21 protein-coding genes and 1 tRNA gene are annotated in these 18543 nt (G+C 46.0%); 16 read left to right on the plus strand and 6 right to left on the minus strand.

The genetic code is table 11. The features are described from left to right. Positions 1–88: 88 nt before the first annotated feature. Entirely contained in the window at positions 89–859 is a 771-nt protein-coding gene (locus QQL66_RS13555; RefSeq protein ID WP_284382099.1) for a sulfite exporter TauE/SafE family protein, read from the plus strand. A 15-nt stretch (positions 860–874) separates the two neighbouring features. On the opposite strand, the gene QQL66_RS13560 is transcribed toward QQL66_RS13555, so the two are convergent. Beyond that, positions 875–950, minus strand: a tRNA-Arg gene (locus QQL66_RS13560). A 230-nt stretch (positions 951–1180) separates the two neighbouring features. On the opposite strand from QQL66_RS13560, the gene arsS reads away from it, so the two are divergent. The 3 genes from arsS to QQL66_RS13575 are packed head-to-tail and all read left to right on the plus strand — an operon-like array spanning position 1181 to position 3563. Then, complete coding sequence (arsS, locus tag QQL66_RS13565) at positions 1181–2149, plus strand: arsenosugar biosynthesis radical SAM (seleno)protein ArsS (protein WP_284382101.1); 969 nt, start codon at positions 1181–1183, stop codon at positions 2147–2149. Continuing rightward, complete coding sequence (locus QQL66_RS13570) at positions 2094–2882, plus strand: TIGR04283 family arsenosugar biosynthesis glycosyltransferase (protein WP_284382103.1); 789 nt, start codon at positions 2094–2096, stop codon at positions 2880–2882. Before arsS ends, QQL66_RS13570 begins: the two co-directional genes overlap by 56 nt. A gap of 3 nt (positions 2883–2885) precedes the next feature. After that, on the plus strand, positions 2886–3563 hold the full coding sequence (locus tag QQL66_RS13575; RefSeq protein ID WP_284382104.1) for a TIGR04282 family arsenosugar biosynthesis glycosyltransferase: 678 nt from the start codon (positions 2886–2888) through the stop codon (positions 3561–3563). A gap of 91 nt (positions 3564–3654) precedes the next feature. On the opposite strand, the gene QQL66_RS13580 is transcribed toward QQL66_RS13575, so the two are convergent. The 4 genes from QQL66_RS13580 to flgA form a co-directional block, all read right to left on the minus strand. Next, entirely contained in the window at positions 3655–4365 is a 711-nt protein-coding gene (locus tag QQL66_RS13580) for a flagellar brake protein (protein WP_284382105.1), read from the minus strand. Positions 4366–4492: 127 nt separating this feature from the next. Next, on the minus strand, positions 4493–4978 hold the full coding sequence (locus tag QQL66_RS13585) for a flagella synthesis protein FlgN (RefSeq protein ID WP_284382106.1): 486 nt from the start codon (positions 4976–4978) through the stop codon (positions 4493–4495). A gap of 73 nt (positions 4979–5051) precedes the next feature. Then, positions 5052–5351, minus strand: coding sequence for a flagellar biosynthesis anti-sigma factor FlgM (gene flgM / locus QQL66_RS13590; RefSeq protein WP_284382107.1), 300 nt, complete (start codon positions 5349–5351; stop codon positions 5052–5054). A 119-nt stretch (positions 5352–5470) separates the two neighbouring features. Beyond that, the gene (gene flgA / locus QQL66_RS13595) at positions 5471–6247 is read right to left on the minus strand and encodes a flagellar basal body P-ring formation chaperone FlgA (protein ID WP_284382109.1); all 777 of its coding nucleotides are present in this window, start codon (positions 6245–6247) and stop codon (positions 5471–5473) included. 278 nt (positions 6248–6525) lie between these two features. Here flgA and QQL66_RS13600 point away from each other — a divergent pair, with 278 nt between their 5' ends. Then, complete coding sequence (locus tag QQL66_RS13600) at positions 6526–7479, plus strand: chemotaxis protein CheV (protein ID WP_284382111.1); 954 nt, start codon at positions 6526–6528, stop codon at positions 7477–7479. A gap of 33 nt (positions 7480–7512) precedes the next feature. Beyond that, complete coding sequence (locus QQL66_RS13605; protein ID WP_284382112.1) at positions 7513–8349, plus strand: CheR family methyltransferase; 837 nt, start codon at positions 7513–7515, stop codon at positions 8347–8349. Here QQL66_RS13605 and QQL66_RS13610 read toward each other — a convergent pair. After that, complete coding sequence (locus tag QQL66_RS13610; protein WP_284382113.1) at positions 8246–8770, minus strand: hypothetical protein; 525 nt, start codon at positions 8768–8770, stop codon at positions 8246–8248. The genes QQL66_RS13605 and QQL66_RS13610 overlap by 104 nt on opposite strands. Before the next feature lie 137 nt (positions 8771–8907). Here QQL66_RS13610 and flgB point away from each other — a divergent pair, with 137 nt between their 5' ends. The 10 genes from flgB (at position 8908) to QQL66_RS13660 (ending at position 18425) form a co-directional block, all read left to right on the plus strand. After that, on the plus strand, positions 8908–9303 hold the full coding sequence (flgB, locus tag QQL66_RS13615) for a flagellar basal body rod protein FlgB (protein ID WP_284382115.1): 396 nt from the start codon (positions 8908–8910) through the stop codon (positions 9301–9303). A gap of 10 nt (positions 9304–9313) precedes the next feature. After that, positions 9314–9754 carry a flagellar basal body rod protein FlgC gene (flgC, locus tag QQL66_RS13620; protein ID WP_284382117.1) on the plus strand — a complete coding sequence of 147 codons (441 nt, stop codon included), beginning with the start codon at positions 9314–9316 and terminating at the stop codon, positions 9752–9754. Between the two features lie 64 nt (positions 9755–9818). Continuing rightward, positions 9819–10496 (plus strand): flagellar hook assembly protein FlgD, encoded by a 678-nt coding sequence (locus QQL66_RS13625; protein WP_284382118.1) that lies wholly within the window; start codon positions 9819–9821, stop codon positions 10494–10496. A 168-nt stretch (positions 10497–10664) separates the two neighbouring features. Then, positions 10665–12665 carry a flagellar hook protein FlgE gene (locus QQL66_RS13630; protein ID WP_284382121.1) on the plus strand — a complete coding sequence of 667 codons (2001 nt, stop codon included), beginning with the start codon at positions 10665–10667 and terminating at the stop codon, positions 12663–12665. Between the two features lie 174 nt (positions 12666–12839). Continuing rightward, positions 12840–13586, plus strand: a complete 747-nt coding sequence (flgF, locus tag QQL66_RS13635; protein ID WP_284382122.1) for a flagellar basal-body rod protein FlgF — start codon at positions 12840–12842, stop codon at positions 13584–13586. Positions 13587–13710: 124 nt separating this feature from the next. After that, the gene (gene flgG / locus QQL66_RS13640; RefSeq protein ID WP_284382123.1) at positions 13711–14496 is read left to right on the plus strand and encodes a flagellar basal-body rod protein FlgG; all 786 of its coding nucleotides are present in this window, start codon (positions 13711–13713) and stop codon (positions 14494–14496) included. An 87-nt stretch (positions 14497–14583) separates the two neighbouring features. Beyond that, the gene (gene flgH / locus QQL66_RS13645) at positions 14584–15291 is read left to right on the plus strand and encodes a flagellar basal body L-ring protein FlgH (protein ID WP_284382124.1); all 708 of its coding nucleotides are present in this window, start codon (positions 14584–14586) and stop codon (positions 15289–15291) included. 123 nt (positions 15292–15414) lie between these two features. After that, positions 15415–16503 carry a flagellar basal body P-ring protein FlgI gene (locus QQL66_RS13650; RefSeq protein ID WP_284382428.1) on the plus strand — a complete coding sequence of 363 codons (1089 nt, stop codon included), beginning with the start codon at positions 15415–15417 and terminating at the stop codon, positions 16501–16503. A 10-nt stretch (positions 16504–16513) separates the two neighbouring features. Beyond that, positions 16514–17674 carry a flagellar assembly peptidoglycan hydrolase FlgJ gene (gene flgJ / locus QQL66_RS13655; protein ID WP_284382125.1) on the plus strand — a complete coding sequence of 387 codons (1161 nt, stop codon included), beginning with the start codon at positions 16514–16516 and terminating at the stop codon, positions 17672–17674. Between the two features lie 52 nt (positions 17675–17726). Then, the gene (locus QQL66_RS13660) at positions 17727–18425 is read left to right on the plus strand and encodes a glycosyltransferase family protein (RefSeq protein ID WP_284382126.1); all 699 of its coding nucleotides are present in this window, start codon (positions 17727–17729) and stop codon (positions 18423–18425) included. Positions 18426–18543 lie beyond the last annotated feature (118 nt).

The following is an 18543-nucleotide window of genomic DNA, read 5'->3' on the forward strand; positions in this document are numbered from 1 at the left end:
CTCGCGATCCCGGCGTTGAACGGGCTAAAGTCGTGTTAACGTATAACTAAAAATAGCCGCTCTTCAATATCTTAGAAAGTAAATGCTTATGATGGATCATGCTTTTCTCAACTCTTTTTTCCACGTTTCCCTTTCCTATATGGACATTGCTGTTCTGGTCTTTGCCAGTTTCCTAGGATCATTAGTTACTGCATCGCTGGGTGTTGGTGGTGGTGCTTTCTTAATAATCGTGATGGCTGAATTCCTTGCGCCAGTCGTGTTAATTCCTGTTCATGGCCTCGTTCAGATGGCCTCAAATGCAGGCCGGGCATGGCTTACCCGCTCATCGGTTGACTGGGATTTAGTGAAGGCATTTCTTTTAGGCGGGGTATTGGCCTCGTTATTAGGAAGCTTTGGACTGCACTTGGTGCCTGAAACCGTCATTCAGTGGTGTATAGCGGTTTTTATTCTATATAGCTGTTGGGGAAAAGTGCCTGAAGTCGGACTGTCAGCCTCTTTCTCAGGCCGAGTGGGCGGCGGCTTTGTCACCACCTTGGCTACCTTGTTTGCAGGGGCTACGGGCCCGCTCGTGGCCAGTTGGTTAAGAACCAAGAGCATGGATCGCTTCTATTACACAGCGAACTTCTCAACCTGTATGACTTTGCAGCACATGTTGAAAATTATGGTGTTCAGTTTTGCCGGATTCTCGTTTGCACAGTGGTTTGGCTTGTTGTTTCTTATGGTGATCTCCGGCTTTATTGGTACCAAAGTCGGTCTGAAAGTCCTGGGGAAGTTGCCAGAAAAACAAATGAAACTTTTGTTTAAGTGTATTTTGACGTTGCTAGCGGGACGTCTGATTTATCGGTTGCTGGTGGCATAAAACATGAAAATTAAATGGCCTCCCCACGAGGACTCGAACCCCGATCACTCGCTTAGGAGGCGAACGCTCTATCCTGTTGAGCTATGGGGAGAAGCCAACGAGATTCTAACGTCCTTATAAAGGGATGTCACCCGTTTCGATCGTTTTTAAGATATTGTTTAATAAGGACTAATAGTCTCAATGGTGTACCAAATTGCTCCATTAAGTCGTTGGAACTATTTTACTGAAGTGTGGCTCCAACTAAAGGACACTGAACTGGTGTGGTCTGGCTTTTGAATTTCTGAGCTGGAATTAACTATAAATGAAAAAAGATTAGCGCTGATGCAAGATACCAAACCTCTATTAATCACCACCGATTTTCCGTCGATCAAGCGGCATTCTTTAACGACTCTTCAAGTCAATCTTGGCTATTTATGTAATTTAAGTTGCACCCATTGTCATGTGAACGCTGGCCCTAACCGGACGGAACTGATGTCTGAAGAGGTAGTGCAGCTCATTATTGATTGCATTGATCACTTGGGCATTCAGACTTTGGATCTAACCGGTGGAGCACCAGAGATGAACCCGCATTTTCGTTGGTTGGTGGAAGAAGCTAGAAAGCGGAATGTGGAAGTTATCGATCGCTGTAATCTGACAATTTTGTTGGAACCGGGTTATGAGTGGTTGGCCGAGTTTCTGGCAGAACATCAGGTTGAGGTGGTTGCCTCATTGCCTTGTTATCTTGAAGACAATGTGGACGGTCAACGTGGTAAAGGGGTGTATCAAAAAAGTGTCGAGGCATTGAAACTGCTGAATGCTCACGGCTACGGAAAAGGTAAAAATCATCTGCCGTTAAGTTTGGTGTATAACCCAACCGGGCCTTTCTTGCCGCCGCCTCAGCAAGCGTTGGAACAGGATTATAAGCGAGAATTACAGACACGCTTTGATATCAGTTTCGATAATCTTTACACCATTACCAACATGCCAATCAGTCGTTTTGGTGCCGTTCTTCTGGCTAAAGGTCAGTTTACTGAATACATGACGCTATTGCGTGATAACTTCTCGCAGAGCAATTTAGATAATCTGATGTGTAAGTCGTTGGTTAGTGTCGATTGGCAGGGCTATCTCTATGATTGTGACTTCAATCAGATGTTGGATATGCCGCTGAATGCAACCAACGAAGAACGACCACATGTTAGGGATTTATTGGCCCAGTCAATTGATGGGCAGCTTATTAAAGTAGCGGATCATTGTTATGGCTGCACAGCAGGGCAGGGCAGCAGTTGTGGTGGTGCCTTGGATGGTGAATGATCTGCCTGCCAAGATCAGTGTCATCATTCCTGTCTATCGTGATGCAGAACCTCTTGCGTTGTTACTTGAGGACTTAACGTCGCTTGATGAATTCATAGCTGACATTGTAGTTGTGGATGGTGGGCAGGATGTTGATTTAGACACAGCGTCTGAGTTAGATGGACTTGCTGTGTTAAACGATCTGGTTTCGAAATACGCCAAAGCCCGCTTGGTGCGATGTGCGCCGCAACGCGCAGGTCAAATGAATTATGGTGTCCGGTTCGTGAAAGGCGAGGTGTTATGGTTCCTCCATGCTGACACTCGTATTGAAGAGGATTTGTCGGAGGATCTTCATGGCTACCTCAAGCAATCGCAATGCCGTTGGGGGCGATTCAATGTCCGTCTCGATCAGGATATGAAAACGCTTCGAATGGTGGCGTTTATGATGAACTGGCGAAGCCGCTTAACTTCTATTTGTACTGGGGATCAGGGGATGTTGGTAGATGCTGATGTTTTCCTTCAAGTTGAGGGATTCCCAAATCAGGCGTTGATGGAAGACATTGAACTGAGCAAGAAGTTAAAGCGTGTTTCAACGGCATTTATTCCCAACAAGCCGATCGTTACTTCCAGTCGAAAATGGCTCACTCATGGTGTCTTCAAGACGATAAGAACTATGTGGTATTTGAGGTTGATCTATTGGCTTGGTGCATCCCCGCAAAAGATTCATCAGCTGTATTATGGGCGAAAAGGATGAAGCATGATGTCTGAAGATCAGGTGAAGAAATCTGCCTCTTGTGCGCTGGTGATCTTTTCCAAAGCGCCTATTGCGGGCGAAGTGAAGACTCGACTGGCAAAGGATTTGGGCAACTCGGCTGCGTTAAATGTCTACCAAGCCATGTTGAAGACGATTTGCCGCACGTTAACTCAATCAAGTCGTTGGGACTGTTTTCTAAGTGCCTCCAAACATTTGGATCACCCTTTTTTTACGAGTTTGATTAAGGCATATGGCCTAAAAACGCATCTTCAATGCGATGGAACTTTGGGTGATAAAATGAAGTCCACGCTTGAGGTGTTACAGAGCGAATATGAGAAGGTCATTATTGTCGGTGGCGATGCAATTTCTATCAGCGAGTGTGTTGTTGATACTGCTTTTAAGGCGTTGGATACTTACGACTCGGTGCTTGTGCCTGCTTTGGATGGTGGGTATATCGCGATAGGTGCTACAACCACTCATGAGCAAATGTTCACTGGTATTGAGTGGGGAACCGAACGTGTATTCGCTCAGCAAAAGGCCCAGTTTCAGTCGATCGGTTGGCGTTGTTGGTTCGCTGAGCCTTTGTGGGATTTGGATGAATTGGCTGACTTTGAACGGGCCAAGTCTGAGCCTGAACTGCATCAGAAGCTGTTAGATGCCGGATTAAATCAGGCGTTATAGCTTCTGAGAGGGGGTAGCCGCTAGTCTTGCTCAATTGATTATTGATTTTTGGAGGCGGTCTGGAGGTCGTTGATTAAGAACCTGAGCCGGCTTATTCGAATTTCTGCTTTCGGGCGTCTCGTTGTAGCTCGTTTACAAACCGTTCCATCGTACGGTGTCCCAAACCAAACAGTTCTTTTAGTTCAATGCCAAGAAGATAGCTGCCGTCTTTCTCGTCTTGCGCTACAAACCTTAATTCCGCTTGTCCTTCTACCTGAACGCTTTTTGAAATTTTCAGCATAAACATCGGCAAAATTTCTCCTTGAACAAAAGGAGGTTCCGGCATTTGTTTGAGTCTTACACGACAACCTGTGGCTGACACATCTAATACCCTGGCATGGCTGGTGGATTGATGTTCATCGCCTCGAATTTCGGCGTACACTTCACTGTCTTCGGGAAGATCGACGCGAAAAGCGTGGCGTCTTTGAAGGTACAGAATTTCTTCCGGAAAGGTTAACTTGTAGAACGTACCGTCTTCGGATTTTCCAGCCCCTACAATCTGAGCGCCTTTGATGATGATCTCGACGCCATTAAGCTTGGTAATAATATCGAAGCTTTCTTTTGATGCGGCTAGCTTATGCCCACTGGGTGGCTTGAGTTCATCGATGAAGAAACAGCGATTTTTAATGTCTGCCTTGATGACTTGGGTAAGATAATCCTGATCATGAGAATGAAATGATAGGGTGGTAGGGTAGCGGTTGTCCTGGATGGTACGAAGTACCGAGTAATGCTCTTCAGGTGTTTTAAGAATTCTATAGGTCATTCAGTACTACCCATTACTTCCTGTGCTAATTAATTTATCCAAGTGAATAAATTAATTAGCTCTTGGTAAAAGGTCAAATGTTGTGATCACATTCTGTCTGTAGGCTGTTGGCCCGGATCACTTACATTTACGCTTCACCGATTAAATTCCCTGTAATAACAGCTGCTGTACTGCCTAAAGGATTGTATAAATTTGGCTTTTCAGACTTGCCTTGAATGATTTTTAGGATGTGCTGCATGGAATGACGAATTCTCGACGCAACCTTGCTGTTGATCTCATTGGCGTCCTGACAAGCTTGTAATTCAGCTTTCAGTTCTGACCATGCTTGATCGAGGCGGTTTCGCGGGGCTCCTTCAAACAGCGTGTATATGCCGGTTTCGTCATTATCCAAGCCTAACGAAGCGAGAACTTCTGATCTCTGATTCGCACGCATGGTGAGCACATCCGTCAGTTCAGCTTTTTTAACACTGATTTGCTTGATGGTTTCTATGTCTCGATTCTCAAGCGCAGAGCGTTCATCAGAAAGCAGGGTTTTCATTTCTGATAACGTGATTAGATCATCATCAATTCCGTGTAGAATGATGTCACGTGCTTTCTCAATATTCTCAGACATTAATTCGATCCTTTCATGGATGAGTCTGATTGCTCTGTGTGAACGAGGTGCATATCAGTGAATACGCTGACCGTTAACCCAGAAGGTCATCAAACTCGATAATGTTGTTCGCTAATGCTTCGTCGTCGATGACAAATTTGCCTTCGGCGATATCGGCTTTAATGCGTTCTACTTTTTCCACATCAAAATCTGGTTCTGCTTTGATGGATGCTTCCAGATCTTTCAGTGCTTTACTTTCTGAACTGATGAATACAGTTTCACCACTTTCAGGTTGAGCTTTCTCAGTAGAAACCTTGCTTTTGCCAGATGTAGACCCATCGGCTTGCTTAGCCTTATGGCTACTGCTATTAATATTAAGGTTGTTGATTTCCATAGTGTTCTCCAGCCTTTCCGCGAAATTGAATTACCTTCACTCGGTTATATCGGCAGCTCTACTGTTAACTTTAGTGTTAAAGTCAGTTTTTTCTAAGGTTTACCACGATAATTTGGGCATCAGTATAACATCACAACAACCGTGTCTTTACTCTTAACTTTTGCAATGATTTCTCTGTCTGATTTGATGTTTCTAACTCGTATGTTTTCACCCAGCCGACCGTGACTTAATGCCTCGCCTGCGGTACTGACTGTCATCGCTTTTCCGACCGCCTGAATTATGACACCGTCACCCCGTTCGATAAGCTTGGGTTGCTCAAACTGTTGAGCTTTTAGGATCTGACCTTGCCGTATTGGACGTTTAGCGGACAGACCCAGAATGGAACTTGCATCTGTCAGGCTGTTGCCTGTGATTTTGGAGCGATCCATGCGCGTGATCTGTAAGTGTTCCTGAGTAATGATTTCATCTTTCGAAATAGGAGAGGCGGCGGTTAATACTTGCCCATAGGCTTTAACCGTGACACTGCTGTAAAAGCTCCAGTTGGGTGTGGCGCAACTCACCTTAATGGTGTTGCGGCCATAAAAGCTGGTTTTTGACCCTTCTTTGTAGAAATCTAGAGGCGCTTTACAGTTCGGTAATTTCAAGCGTTGGCTGATTTTTTGTGGGTAAAAGTCGAGATCTGTGGTGTTAATGCCTGCTGTTGTCATCTCGTTAGTAATGAAGTTCACCATTAACTCCGGGATAACCTGAACGTCTTGTGTCTGATAGCCCACTGTGCCGGCGGCTAATGTCGATGTCGAGAGAGAAAGTAAGACCATCGCACACGATGCGCCTGTAATTTGCTTTGCCTTTTCCAGGAATCGGCTAGACTTTATTACAAGTAGTTTGTGAAGCATAGTTATACCAAGTGTCATCTTTTTGCCGCTTTGTTTTTGTTATGTTTAACCAAGCAAGCCTTATGCCACGGTTGAGGTGTGAATCTTATAAAATGAGGGGCATCTTTACCGGGTAAGTACAAAAAACTCGATGTTAAATGTTTCTTTTGTACATTAAATTTCAAGAATCGAACCAGACTGCCGATAGCGATGAATGAACATAATCGTTTAGTTTCATAGCTTTTGGGGTATGCTTACTATGATTAAGCCGTTCGATTCTTATTGGGAGAATTAAATTAATGGCCGGTGTATTAGACACAGTAAATTCCAGAACTCAGATGGTTGGTCAGAACCGTCTGGAATTGCTGTTATTTAAATTGGGTACATCCCAGGTTTATGGCATTAATGTATTCAAGGTTAAGGAAGTGCTTCAGTGCCCTAAGTTAACAATGATGCCGAAGTTAAACCCTGTTGTCAGAGGAGTTGCTCATATTCGCGGTGGGACGATTCCTATTCTCGATTTGAGTATGGCAACTGGCGCAGCTCCCTTGCCAAATGTCGAAAACAGTTTTGTTATTATTTCGGAATATAACCGTACGGTTCAGGGATTCCTGGTGAGCTCTGTTGAGCGCATCGTGAACACTAACTGGGAATCGATTCATCCGCCTCCATCAGGTACGGGTAAAGAAAGCTATCTGACGGCGGTTACCGAGTTGGATGGTAAATTGGTCGAAATCATTGATGTGGAGAAAGTAATTGCTGAGGTGGTACCTTCTGGTGATGCTATCAGTGATGAAATTCTTGAAGAGATTCCTCAGGAAGACGATGAAGATCTAGGCCACATTCTGATTGTGGACGATTCCTCCGTTGCTCGTAAGCAGGTTCAAAAATGTATGGAGTCCGTAGGTTTAGAGACGACATTATTTAAGAACGGGGCTGAAGCCCTTGAGCACTTGAAAGCTCTGGTTGAGCAAGGGATCAATCCGGCAGATAAGTACATCATGATGATTTCGGATATTGAAATGCCCGAAATGGATGGTTACACCTTAACGTCAGCGGTGAAAGCTGACCCTAATATGAGTGAGTTGCACATTATGTTGCACACATCGCTCAGTGGGGTGTTCAATCATGCGATGGTTGAAAAAGTCGGCGCAGACGACTTTATGGCGAAGTTCAGTCCTGATAGCTTGGCCTCTAAAGCCGTTAATGTGCTTAAAGGTGATTACAATCCTGTGTATAAAGGGGGAGAGTAGACTCTCCCTTTTTCTTTGTTTCTGAGGTAGTGGATGTCAATATCTGGCTCAATACGTTTTGAAAAGAACGACTTTGATCAGTTCAGGCAGTTTCTTGAAAATGAGTCCGGCATTGTGCTGGGTGACAATAAACAATACTTGGTTGCTAGCCGTCTAAGAAAGATCATGCAAGAAGCTGATTTGCATGATTTAAAAGATTTACTTTCTAAGGTTAAGTTTAACGGTCGACTTAAAGAGCGTGTCATTGATGCAATGACAACGAATGAGACCTTATGGTTTAGAGATAAGCATCCCTATCGTATTTTGAAAGAAATCATTTTTCCTGAGTTTGTTTCTCAAAAGAAAAGTAGCCTTCGCATTTGGTCGGCGGCGTGCTCTTCAGGGCAGGAACCTTACTCCATGAGTATGATGGTGGATGAGTACAATCGTACCAATCCGGGGAAGCGGGTGAATCAAGCTCAAATCCTCGCGACGGATTTGTCTTCTGAGATTCTGGAGCAGGCGAAACGTGGCAGTTATGAAAAATTGGCTCTTGCTCGTGGCTTAGATGCGGATCTTCAAAAGCGGTATTTCACCGAAAACCCGGATGCTTCCTGGACAGTTAATCGGGATATCAAATCCCGGGTCGATTTTCGTTCGCTTAACTTGTTAAGTTCGTATGCCAGTCTGGGTAAGTTCGATATTATTTTCTGCCGGAATGTGTTGATTTATTTCTCGGCAGAACAAAAGCAGGATATTTTAACTCGTCTGGGACGCCAGCTTAATCCTAATGGGTATTTGGTGATTGGGGCGACAGAATCTCTGACCGGGTTGAATCACATCTATGAGATGATCCAGTGCCGCCCTGGTCTGATCTATAAGTTAAAGTAGCTGTATTAATTAATGTAAATAGAGGGTTGCGTAGAGTTTCTACGCAACTAACTTTATCCTGCTTCCTGCTTCCTGCTTCCTGCTTCCTGCTTCCTGCTTCCTGCTTCCTGCTTCCTGCTTCCTGCTTCCTGCTTCCTGCTTCCTGCTTCCTGCTTCCTGCTTCCTGCTTCCTGCTTCCTGCTTCCTGCTTCCTGCTTCCTGCTTCCTGCTTCCTGCTTCCTGCTTCCTGCTTCCTGCTTCCTGCTTCCTGCTTCCTGCTTCCTGCTTCCTGCTTCCTGCTTCCTGCTTCCTGCTTCCTGCTTCCTGCTTCCTGCTTCCTGCTTCCTGCTTCCTGCTTCCTGCTTCCTGCTTCCTGCTTCCTGCTTCCTGCTTCCTGCTTCCTGCTTTCTGCTTTCTGCTTCCTGCTTTTTATAAATCTCATATTGCCGCCTTGCCTCTTTTGCCGTCCTAAAATTGCTGAAAAATAATTAAGTTATTGAAAATAAAGGATTTATATTTTTGGCACGGTAATTGTTTGTTAAATGGAAAGTTTAAGAATTGCAGTTTGAGGGCGGCAGCATGGCAATATCATTCGACAATGCATTGGGGATTCATCCTTCGGCACTTGGGGTTCGTGTTCAACGAGCTGAAATCATTGCTAATAACTTGGCAAATGCAGACACGCCGGGGTTTAAATCAAGAGACATTGATTTTCGAGCCATCCTGAATGCAGAGAGCGATAAGCTGTCATCAGTGAAACTGGATAAAACGGACGACCAGCACATCGATGGCTTATTGAGCCCGGATGAAGGGTTGAAGTTCCGTAATCCGCATCAACCGGCAATCGACGGCAATACCGTTGAGACTCAGGTTGAGCACACTGAGTACATGCAAAATGCCATGCGTTACCAAGCAACCTTCCAATTCTTAAACAGCAAATTCAAAGGCCTGTCGGGCGCGATTAAAGGCGAGTAAGGAGTAGCGTATGTCATTAGGAAACGTATTTGATATTGCCGGAACAGGCATGATGGCTCAGAGCTTACGCCTGAATACTACCGCCAGTAATATCGCAAACGCTGAGGCTGTTAGCAGCAGTATTGATGAGACCTATCGTGCCCGTCATGTGGTGTTCTCTCAACTCCACAAACAAGAGATGGGGTATGCCAGTGACAATGTTAACGTCAATGAAGACATTGGTAATGGTGTGTCGGTATTGGGTGTCGTGGAAAGTGATGCTCCGCTCGAAGCTCGTTACAACCCGGACCATCCAATGGCTGATGACAAAGGCTACGTTTACTACCCCAATGTGAATGTGGTTGAAGAAATGGCCAACATGATTTCTGCGTCGCGCTCCTACCAGACCAACGTAGACATCATGAATACGGCTAAAACTATGATGCAACAAGTTCTGACTTTGGGTCAGTAAGTTAAACCGCCTGGAGCCTGTAACTATAGACATCAGGGCTCAGAGTAACAAAAGGTGAATCACAATGAATGATATTAATTCTTCAACCCAAACCGATGCGTTATCGGCGTACAGAACGCAAAACACGAATAGTACCTCGTCCAAAAATGATTTGGGTCAGGATGCCTTTCTGGAGTTGTTGGTTGCTCAGTTAAACAACCAGAACCCATTGGACCCACAGGATAACGGCGATTTTATTGCTGAGTTGGCTCAGTTCAGCTCGGTGGAAGGGATCGATAATCTGAACTCAAGTGTGGATTCTTTATTGAGTGATTATAAATCCAGCCAAGCGCTTCAGGCTTCTGCTTTGGTAGGGCGCCAGGTGGTTGTGCCGAACAATGAAGTGTACTGGTCTGGTGAGGGTACGATTCCAGCAACCGTTGATGTTTCTGATGGTGCGACCAATGTGATGTTCAGTATTACTGATGATGCAGGGCAGTTGGTGGCTCAGATCCCAATGACTGGTGCGTTGCCTGGTGAAAACTCAGTGCTATGGGATGGTAAAGACGCTGAAGGAAATACTTTGCCGGCCGGCAAATACAAGTTTACGGCGACCGGTGTGGTGAATGAGAAGTCTGAAAGTTTTGTGGTGTATGGCTCGGCCCGAGTTAATAGCGTCACATTAGATGATGGAAACACATTACTGAATGTAGCGGGTATTGGCCAGATTCCGTTGTCTCAAGTGAGAGAGATTTCTGAATAACAGTTTGTGGTGATGTTTTTCACCAGAGCAGAGTAGTGCCAAGACAGAATAGTACCAGAACTGAGTAGTACCAAAACAGGGTATTGCCTGGGCTGGGTGTAGAGAAAGAGTAACGGATTTTATGGCTTGTCGGTGCGTCCGATGAGTGAAGCTAGAGAGGATAACGATATGTCTTTTGGAGTTGGCTTAACGGGTCTGAAAGGGGCTCAAACAGATCTGGATGTGACAGGTCATAATATTGCTAACGCAGGTACTGTGGGCTTTAAGCAGTCTCGTGTAGAGTTTGGTGACTTATATGCCGCGAACGTCAGTGGTAATTTCTCTGCTGGTCAGGGTGTCGCCATTAACCAGGTATCCCAACAGTTCAATCAGGGGGACATTACCTTTACCGAGAATAACCTCGATTTGGCGATTAATGGTGAGGGTTTCTTTGTTGTTCAGAACACCTTGGGTGAACAGTTTTATACTCGTTCCGGAATGTTCGGCTTGGACAATGAAGGCTTTATCGTGACGAATACCGGTGAGCGCGTTCAGGGCTTTGGTGTACCAGAAGAGCTGCAGTTGCAGCCTCAACCAAATCCGGCTCGACCATTGGGTGATATTCAGGTTGATGATGCTGATATGGCACCGAACCGTACTACGGATGTGGAGACTGATTTTAACCTGGATGCGCGTGTTGAGTATGCGACCGGTGGCTTGCCTGCGTCTACTAATGGTACAGGTGTCAGTGTTCCTCAGGTGGGCACTACCAACGGTTATTCTGCCACAACAACGACAAGTACTGTTCAGATCGTAAATGCTTCTTTTACACCGAATCAGGTGGTGTCTGATCTAAGCTGGACGGCCAATGACTCTGCGTATGATATTGCGACTGCAATTTCTCAGGTGGATGGTGCGACGGCTTCCGCTTCTACAACCACTCAGATTGATGCAGGCATTTTGACTGCAACGGATGTGGTTTTGAATGGTAATTTGTTAACGTCAACGGCGACCGGTACTAACACGGGGGCGGCGCTAGCGGCAGAAATTTCCAGTTTGGCAAACTTCTCTGCAAGTTTTGATGCTACTACGAATACTCTTACCGTGGTAAATGACCTTGGTTTTGACGTTCAGTTAGACAGCGCTGCTGGTACCTTTGGGGTAACGGGTGTTGCTAATGGTGTGGCTCAGGGGACAGCGACTGCAGGTGCAGGTACAACTGTCACCACTGGTGGTTATGTCGATGTGACTCTTGATCCAGGGTTGTACATTGTTAACAACGATTCTACCACTGCACCTAATGACGTGGTGTTTGGTGCAACTCCGACCAATGATACGTCTGTGATTCGTCCGTTCAGCCCAACGGATTCAGAAAGTTACAATCACACAACGTCGGTCACAATTTACGATTCCTTGGGGAATCCGCATGTGATGACTCAGTACTTTGTGAAAGAACCACCAACTTTGACGGCCACCAACGAGAATACCTGGACCATGTATGTGTTGGTTGATGGTTATCAAATTGGTGATCCGAACCCGGCGTATGACTCAACTCAGCCAGAGTCTTTGACGAACAGTCCAAACTTGCCGTTATCTCAACAGATTGTATTCGATAACTCTGGACAAATTGCTTCTACCAATCCATCAACGCCATTGTTGGTCGATGATTGGCAGCCAAGAAATGCTGCGGGCAACCCCAACGGTGCCGATGGTCCTACCTCGGGGGCTCAGCCGACAGTTCCTCCGACCAGCTCGAACTTCTTAATTGATGTTACTGGCTCAACACAGCATGCCTCTCAGTTTGCCATCAATGGTTTGGCTCAGGACGGTTTCTCAACCGGTACGTTGGTGGGCTTGGATGTTGGCACTGACGGTCAGGTTGTTGGTCGATACACCAATGGTGAGACGCGTACCTTTGCTTACGTGGCAATGGCGAACTTTACCAATGAGCAAGGTCTGGTTCCGGTTGGCGATACCATGTGGCGGGGATCTACTGCCGCGGGGGAGGCAGTAATTAACCTTCCTGGTACGGCTGCACTTGGTCGAATTCAGTCTGCAGCCCTTGAAAGCTCTAACGTTGACCTATCGGATGAGCTTGTTGGCCTGATCATTGCACAACGTAATTATCAGGCGAATGCCAAGACAATCGAAACTGAAAATACCATTTCACAAACCATTCTGAATATCTAATGGTAGGTGATGACTGAAGAGGGATTATCCCTCTTCAGAGTACCAGTTCAGGGAGGATGACCAACCTCCAGCCGCAAGTCGCACAGGGAGTAGTGCGGCGACTTTGAGCGGAACTGAACGACATCTTCTATCGAGATGGGGTGTGAATGGTAGGCTATATGGCTGGAGACCATTATGGATAAAGCACTTTATATCTCGATGTCAGGCGCTAAGCAGAACATGTTTGCTCAGCGTTCTCACGCAAACAACTTAGCGAATGCGAATACCACAGGCTTTAGGGAAGACTTTGCGCAAGCACGCAGTCAACCGGTATGGGGGGATTACCACCCAACCCGAGCCTATGCAATGACAGAACGACCTGCCAGTAACTTTAAGCCGGGCGCATTGATTGAAACCGGTCGTGATCTCGATGTGGCCATTCCCGACCGTGGATTCTTCGTTGTACAAGATCCTGAAGGCAATGAGGCCTTAACACGTGCAGGTAATTTTGTGCGTGATGTTAATGGTCAACTGCTTACTCCTCAGGGCTTGTCTGTAATGGGTGAAGATGGACCTATCTTTATTCCGCCGGCAAGCACCGTCAATATTTCTAATGATGGCACCATCTCTCTTGTGCCTACCGAAGGGCAAGCAACCGATATCGTGGAGCTTGGTCGTCTTAAGTTGGTTAATCCTGACTTATCAACCATGGATAAAGGCACGGATGGTTTGTTCCGAGTGAAGGATCAGCTGGGTGTGGTTTTTGAGCAAGATCCAACGGTGCAGGTGACTTCTGGCTTCCTGGAATCCAGCAACGTTAATACGATTACTGCAATGACAGAAATGATGTCACATCAGCGTCAGTATGAGCTTCAGGTCAAGATGATGAAGACGACTGAAGAAAATGCTGAGAAGGTGGCAAGCTTATTGCAAATTCAGTAAAAGACTAATGATTAGAGTAAGATTTTGACTAATTAGTGGCGTTTGAAAGGCAAATATATGCCAGCAAGATCTGGCAAACAGCGTCCTTCAAATACCATCTGATTTAGTGCTGGAGGTTAGAACTATGCACGGCGCATTATGGGTAAGTAAAACAGGTTTGAGTGCTCAGGATACTCAACTAACAACCATTTCAAACAACTTGGCAAACGTTGCAACAGTAGGCTTTAAGCGTGACCGCGCAGTCTTCCATGACTTGATGTATCAAGTACAGAAGCAGCCAGGTGCACAGTCCGCACAGGATTCGCAATTGCCGTCAGGCTTGCAACTGGGTACCGGTGTGCGAGTTGTTGGAACTCAAAAAGAACATACTCAGGGTAATCTGCAGATCACTGATCAGCCGTTGGATATGGCGGTCAATGGTCGAGGCTTCTTCCAAATTACTTTGCCGGACGGCACCACGGGTTACACCCGCAATGGTCAGTTCCATAAAGATGCGGACGGCAACGTAGTGAACCCTCTGGGCTTTCAGTTAGAACCTAACATCGTTATTCCTCAGGATACGACGTCTATCACCATTGGTCGTGACGGTACGGTGAGTGTGACCCAAGGGAATGAAACTGAAGCAACTGAAATTGGTAACATCACTTTGGTTAGTTTCGTAAACCCGGCTGGTTTACAGGCGATCGGTGATAACTTGTTTGTTCAAACCAATTCAAGCGGCGACCCGGTAGTGGGGGAGCCAGGTTTGGATGGTATCGGTAGCATTCTTCAAGGTTCTCTTGAGAACTCCAACGTAGACACAGTGGAAGAGTTGGTGAACATGATTACCACTCAACGTGCCTATGAAATGAACTCCAAAGTAATTTCAACAGCGGATGAAATGCTTGGATTTATTAGCCAGACACTTTAGTTGATGTCCCATGATTAAGCGGCTTGAAACGCCGCTTAAGAATCAACTGAGGTTTAGCTCGAAGCAAGACTATTCGGGAGACGGATAATGAAAACCAAGATTTTAACAGCGCTATCCCTGATTGGTGCCTTGATGTTGTCAGGGTGTACCAAAGAGATCATCAAACCTGACGATCCTATGTATGCGCCGATTCAACCAACGGCTTTGGTACCGCCAGAGCGTCAGGACGGCTCTTTGTATCAGTCCCGATATAACATGGGCTTGTTTAATGATCGTCGTGCTCATCGTATAGGTGACATCATTACAGTGGTACTTCAAGAGAAGACGAATGCTAAGAAATCGGCGTCGACTGATCTGACTAAAGAACAGGATATCGACTTTGATCCGAGTATCATTCTTGGTAAAGACATGAGTAATGAGATCTCAAGCACCATTCCTCTATTAAAGAATATTGGGTTATTGACCAGTCTTTCTCAGAAACGTGAGTTTGCTGGTGAAGGTGACAGCGATCAGAGCAATAGCCTGAGCGGACAGATTACCGTGACGGTTTCCAATGTGATGCCGAACGGTGTCCTTGAAGTGCGTGGTGAGAAGTGGATGACCTTTAACCAGGGCGACGAATACATCCGTATTAAAGGGTTGGTTCGCCCGGATGACATTTCTGATGACAACACCATTATGTCGAATCGAATTGCTGATGCGCGTATTACCTACAGTGGTACAGGTGATCTTGCGGATGCTAACCGTCAAGGTTGGTTAGCTCGATTCTTCAGTAGTGAATATTGGCCGTTTTAGGGGTGCTTGATTATGTACGTGGCTGGAGTAATTAAGTTCTTAAAGAAACAGGTTGTTTTGACTAAGTCAGCGATGGCTATGTCTGTCATGTCGATGTCTGTCATGTCGATGTCTGTCATGTCGATGTCTGTGATAGTTGTGTTGCTGTCTATGCTGTCGGCACCTCAGCTGGTGATGGCGGAACGCTTGAAAGACATTGCCTCTGTAGCTGGTGTTCGTTCAAACCAACTGGTGGGTTATGGTTTGGTGGTGGGTCTCGATGGAACGGGGGATAAGGCACCGTTCACTGATCAAACCTTCCGAAACATGATGAGTCAGTTTGGTATCACAATCCCGTCAGGGACGAATCCAAAACTAAAAAATGTCGCGGCAGTAGCCGTTCATGCTGATTTGTTGGCTTTTGCTAAACCGGGCCAGAACATGGACATCACGGTATCATCGATTGGTAACGCCAGCAGTTTGCGTGGCGGTACGCTACTAATGACGCCATTAAAAGGGGCGGATGGGCAAGTCTATGCCGTAGCGCAAGGTAGCCTGGTTGTCGGTGGTTTTGGTGTTGAAGGTAACGACGGATCGAGTTTAACCGTGAATGTGCCGAGTGTCGGACGCATTCCAAATGGTGCCATCGTTGAACGCGCTGTGCCTACCTCATTTAACCAAGGGGATTCCTTGGTGTTCAACCTCAATAGCTCTGACTTTACTACGGCGAAGCGTGTGGTTGATCGAGTGAATCAATTGCTAGGTAAAGGCATGGCTTCAGCGATGGACAGCACATCCATTCGAGTGACTGCGCCGCGTGATCCATCCCAGCGTGTTTCCTTTATGTCGATGCTGGAAAATCTGGAAGTTGATCCTGGTGAAGATCGTGCCAAAGTTGTGATTAACAGTCGTACCGGTACGATTGTTGTGGGTCAGCATGTGAAGGTTGATCCCGTTGCTATTACTCATGGTAGTTTGACCGTCAGCATCAATGAAAACTTCGATGTGAATCAGCCAAACGCTTTGGGGCAGGGTGAAACGGTAGTGACGCCTCGTACCGAATTGAATGCTCAGGAAGCCATTAATCCGATGTTCATGTTCCAAGGGTCTACCTCATTGCAAGAGATTGTTTCTGCGGTGAACCAAGTGGGCGCTTCGCCATCGGATCTGATTGCGATTCTTGAAGCCATGAAAAAAGCCGGTGCCTTAAAGGCCGACTTGATCGTACTGTAGGGGTGATGAAATGAAATCGAATTTCGATACCTCCAGCTTAGGTAACTATCACGATCTGAACAGCCTTCAGAATTTGAAGGCTAAGTCTCGCGAGTCTGATGAGGGCAAGCTAGAGGCGATTAAGAACGTAGCCAAGCAGTTTGAGAGTATGTTTGTTGGCATGATGTTGAAGTCCATGCGTGATGCCAACGCGACGTTTGAAGAAGACAATCCGCTGAACAGTTCCGAAATGAAGATGTATCGGGACATGTACGATCAGCAGCTATCAATGCATTTGTCTGAGGGGCGAGGTATTGGTATTGCGGATTCTCTGGTACGTCAATTGAGTCAACAGATTCCTGAACTGTCTCGCTTGAATGTGGATAAGGGGCGAGACGGTTCTGGCATGGAAGCTGGCCTGGAAGGCCAGATGATGGACGCCTTAGGCAAGGACGCCTCTCTTTCTGGTGATCGTTCTGGGTACGAATTAAAAAAACCTGAGCCGTTTGGTATCAAACTGGATTCAGTGACCGGGTTGCCATTCAAAAACCAGGAAGCATTTTACGGCTCACCGGATTCTCCTCAGGCGAAACGTGTAGCAAACGCGGTTAAGCAGTACATGGACAGTCAGAATATCCAAATGTACGCTGAAGATGAAAAAGCACTAAAAGCCGGAGTAGAGCAGGCCCGTAATAAGCGAGATGCCTTTGAATCGCCAGAAGACTTTGTTTCTACTTTATGGCCAGTCGCACAAGTGGCTGCGCGCAAATTAAATGCCGACCCTAAAGCGTTACTGGCGCAAGCTGCCTTAGAAACTGGGTGGGGCAAGAAAGTGCCGCAAGCGGCCGATGGACAAAGCTCGTTTAACCTCTTTGGGATCAAGGCTGATAGAAGCTGGCAGGGCGATAAAGTCAGTACAGAGACCACTGAATATGACGGTGGCATTGCCAGAAAAGAACAAGCCGACTTTAGGTCTTACGGCTCTTATGTAGAAAGTATGCTGGATTACACCAGTTTCCTTCAAAGTCGTGACCATTATCAGGCGGCATTAAAGCAGGCGGAAGATGCTCAGGAATATTTGTCTGAGCTTCAGAATGCAGGCTACGCTACTGATCCAAACTACGCGACAAAAATTGTTCGAATAATGAACGGAAATTTACTAAAGGATTTGTCGGGTCGTGCCGATATCTAAATTAATCATTCATTACGATCGCTTTTAGGAAGCGGTAACTTGGGGAATTGTCATGATTAAAGTCTTTGTTGGTTACGACCACGCTGAAGCAGTCTCTTTTAATGTGCTGTCTCATAGTATCCAAAATAACTCGTCTGTTCCTGTGGCAATTATTCCTGTGCGACTGAGTCAGCTTGAAGGTGTGTTTAATCGTGATCGCAATGCACTTCAGTCCACAGAGTTCTCTTTCTCTCGTTTCCTTGTTCCTTATCTTTGTGATTACGAAGGTTGGGCGATCTTTATGGATTGTGACATGTTGGTCAAAGCCGACATCAAAGAGCTCTGGGATCAACGTGATGAGCGTTATGCCGTACAGGTTGTGAAGCACAACCATCAACCGGAAGAAACCGTGAAGTTCTTGGGTGCTGTACAAACCAAGTACGAGAAGAAAAACTGGTCCAGCGTGATGATGTTCAACTGTAAGAAGTGCAAAGCGTTGACACCTGAGTATGTGAACACCGCTTCTGGTTTGGAACTTCATCAGTTTAAGTGGTTGGAATCAGATGACCAAATTGGTGACATCACCAATGATTGGAACCACTTGGTGGGTTACGACAAATACCGTGAGGATGCGAAGTTAATCCACTATACCGTGGGCGGTCCGTACTTCGAAGAGTATCAGGATTGTGATTACGCAGAAGATTGGTTTGCCTATCGTGATGACATGCTACATTGCTCTCAGCGTGGCGATGTCCAGAAAAAAGTAGGCTAGTTTCGCGTTTCTATTTGAGCGTAATACTCGGATTACAAACAAAAACCCCAGTTGTTGCGACTGGGGTTTTTGTGTTTCTAGCGGGCAAAAATCAAGTCTTTGCTTTGCTTTGCTGAGC

Source organism: Litoribrevibacter albus (genome assembly GCF_030159995.1).
Lineage (GTDB): Bacteria > Pseudomonadota > Gammaproteobacteria > Pseudomonadales > Litoribrevibacteraceae > Litoribrevibacter > Litoribrevibacter albus.

Coding starts and splice junctions, on each gene's coding strand:
- QQL66_RS13575 (WP_284382104.1), top strand. CDS start 2,886: ATGATGTCTGAAGATCAGGTGAAGAAATCTGCCTCTTGTGCGCTGGTG.
- flgA (WP_284382109.1), bottom strand. CDS start 6,247: ATGCTTCACAAACTACTTGTAATAAAGTCTAGCCGATTCCTGGAAAAG.
- QQL66_RS13580 (WP_284382105.1), bottom strand. CDS start 4,365: ATGACCTATAGAATTCTTAAAACACCTGAAGAGCATTACTCGGTACTT.
- QQL66_RS13630 (WP_284382121.1), top strand. CDS start 10,665: ATGTCTTTTGGAGTTGGCTTAACGGGTCTGAAAGGGGCTCAAACAGAT.
- QQL66_RS13660 (WP_284382126.1), top strand. CDS start 17,727: ATGATTAAAGTCTTTGTTGGTTACGACCACGCTGAAGCAGTCTCTTTT.
- arsS (WP_284382101.1), top strand. CDS start 1,181: ATGCAAGATACCAAACCTCTATTAATCACCACCGATTTTCCGTCGATC.
- QQL66_RS13585 (WP_284382106.1), bottom strand. CDS start 4,978: ATGTCTGAGAATATTGAGAAAGCACGTGACATCATTCTACACGGAATT.
- flgC (WP_284382117.1), top strand. CDS start 9,314: ATGTCATTAGGAAACGTATTTGATATTGCCGGAACAGGCATGATGGCT.
- QQL66_RS13600 (WP_284382111.1), top strand. CDS start 6,526: ATGGCCGGTGTATTAGACACAGTAAATTCCAGAACTCAGATGGTTGGT.
- QQL66_RS13625 (WP_284382118.1), top strand. CDS start 9,819: ATGAATGATATTAATTCTTCAACCCAAACCGATGCGTTATCGGCGTAC.
- QQL66_RS13650 (WP_284382428.1), top strand. CDS start 15,415: ATGTCTGTGATAGTTGTGTTGCTGTCTATGCTGTCGGCACCTCAGCTG.
- flgH (WP_284382124.1), top strand. CDS start 14,584: ATGAAAACCAAGATTTTAACAGCGCTATCCCTGATTGGTGCCTTGATG.
- flgB (WP_284382115.1), top strand. CDS start 8,908: ATGGCAATATCATTCGACAATGCATTGGGGATTCATCCTTCGGCACTT.
- QQL66_RS13555 (WP_284382099.1), top strand. CDS start 89: ATGATGGATCATGCTTTTCTCAACTCTTTTTTCCACGTTTCCCTTTCC.
- flgM (WP_284382107.1), bottom strand. CDS start 5,351: ATGGAAATCAACAACCTTAATATTAATAGCAGTAGCCATAAGGCTAAG.
- QQL66_RS13605 (WP_284382112.1), top strand. CDS start 7,513: ATGTCAATATCTGGCTCAATACGTTTTGAAAAGAACGACTTTGATCAG.
- QQL66_RS13570 (WP_284382103.1), top strand. CDS start 2,094: ATGGCTGCACAGCAGGGCAGGGCAGCAGTTGTGGTGGTGCCTTGGATG.
- flgF (WP_284382122.1), top strand. CDS start 12,840: ATGGATAAAGCACTTTATATCTCGATGTCAGGCGCTAAGCAGAACATG.
- QQL66_RS13610 (WP_284382113.1), bottom strand. CDS start 8,770: ATGAGATTTATAAAAAGCAGGAAGCAGAAAGCAGAAAGCAGGAAGCAG.
- flgG (WP_284382123.1), top strand. CDS start 13,711: ATGCACGGCGCATTATGGGTAAGTAAAACAGGTTTGAGTGCTCAGGAT.
- flgJ (WP_284382125.1), top strand. CDS start 16,514: ATGAAATCGAATTTCGATACCTCCAGCTTAGGTAACTATCACGATCTG.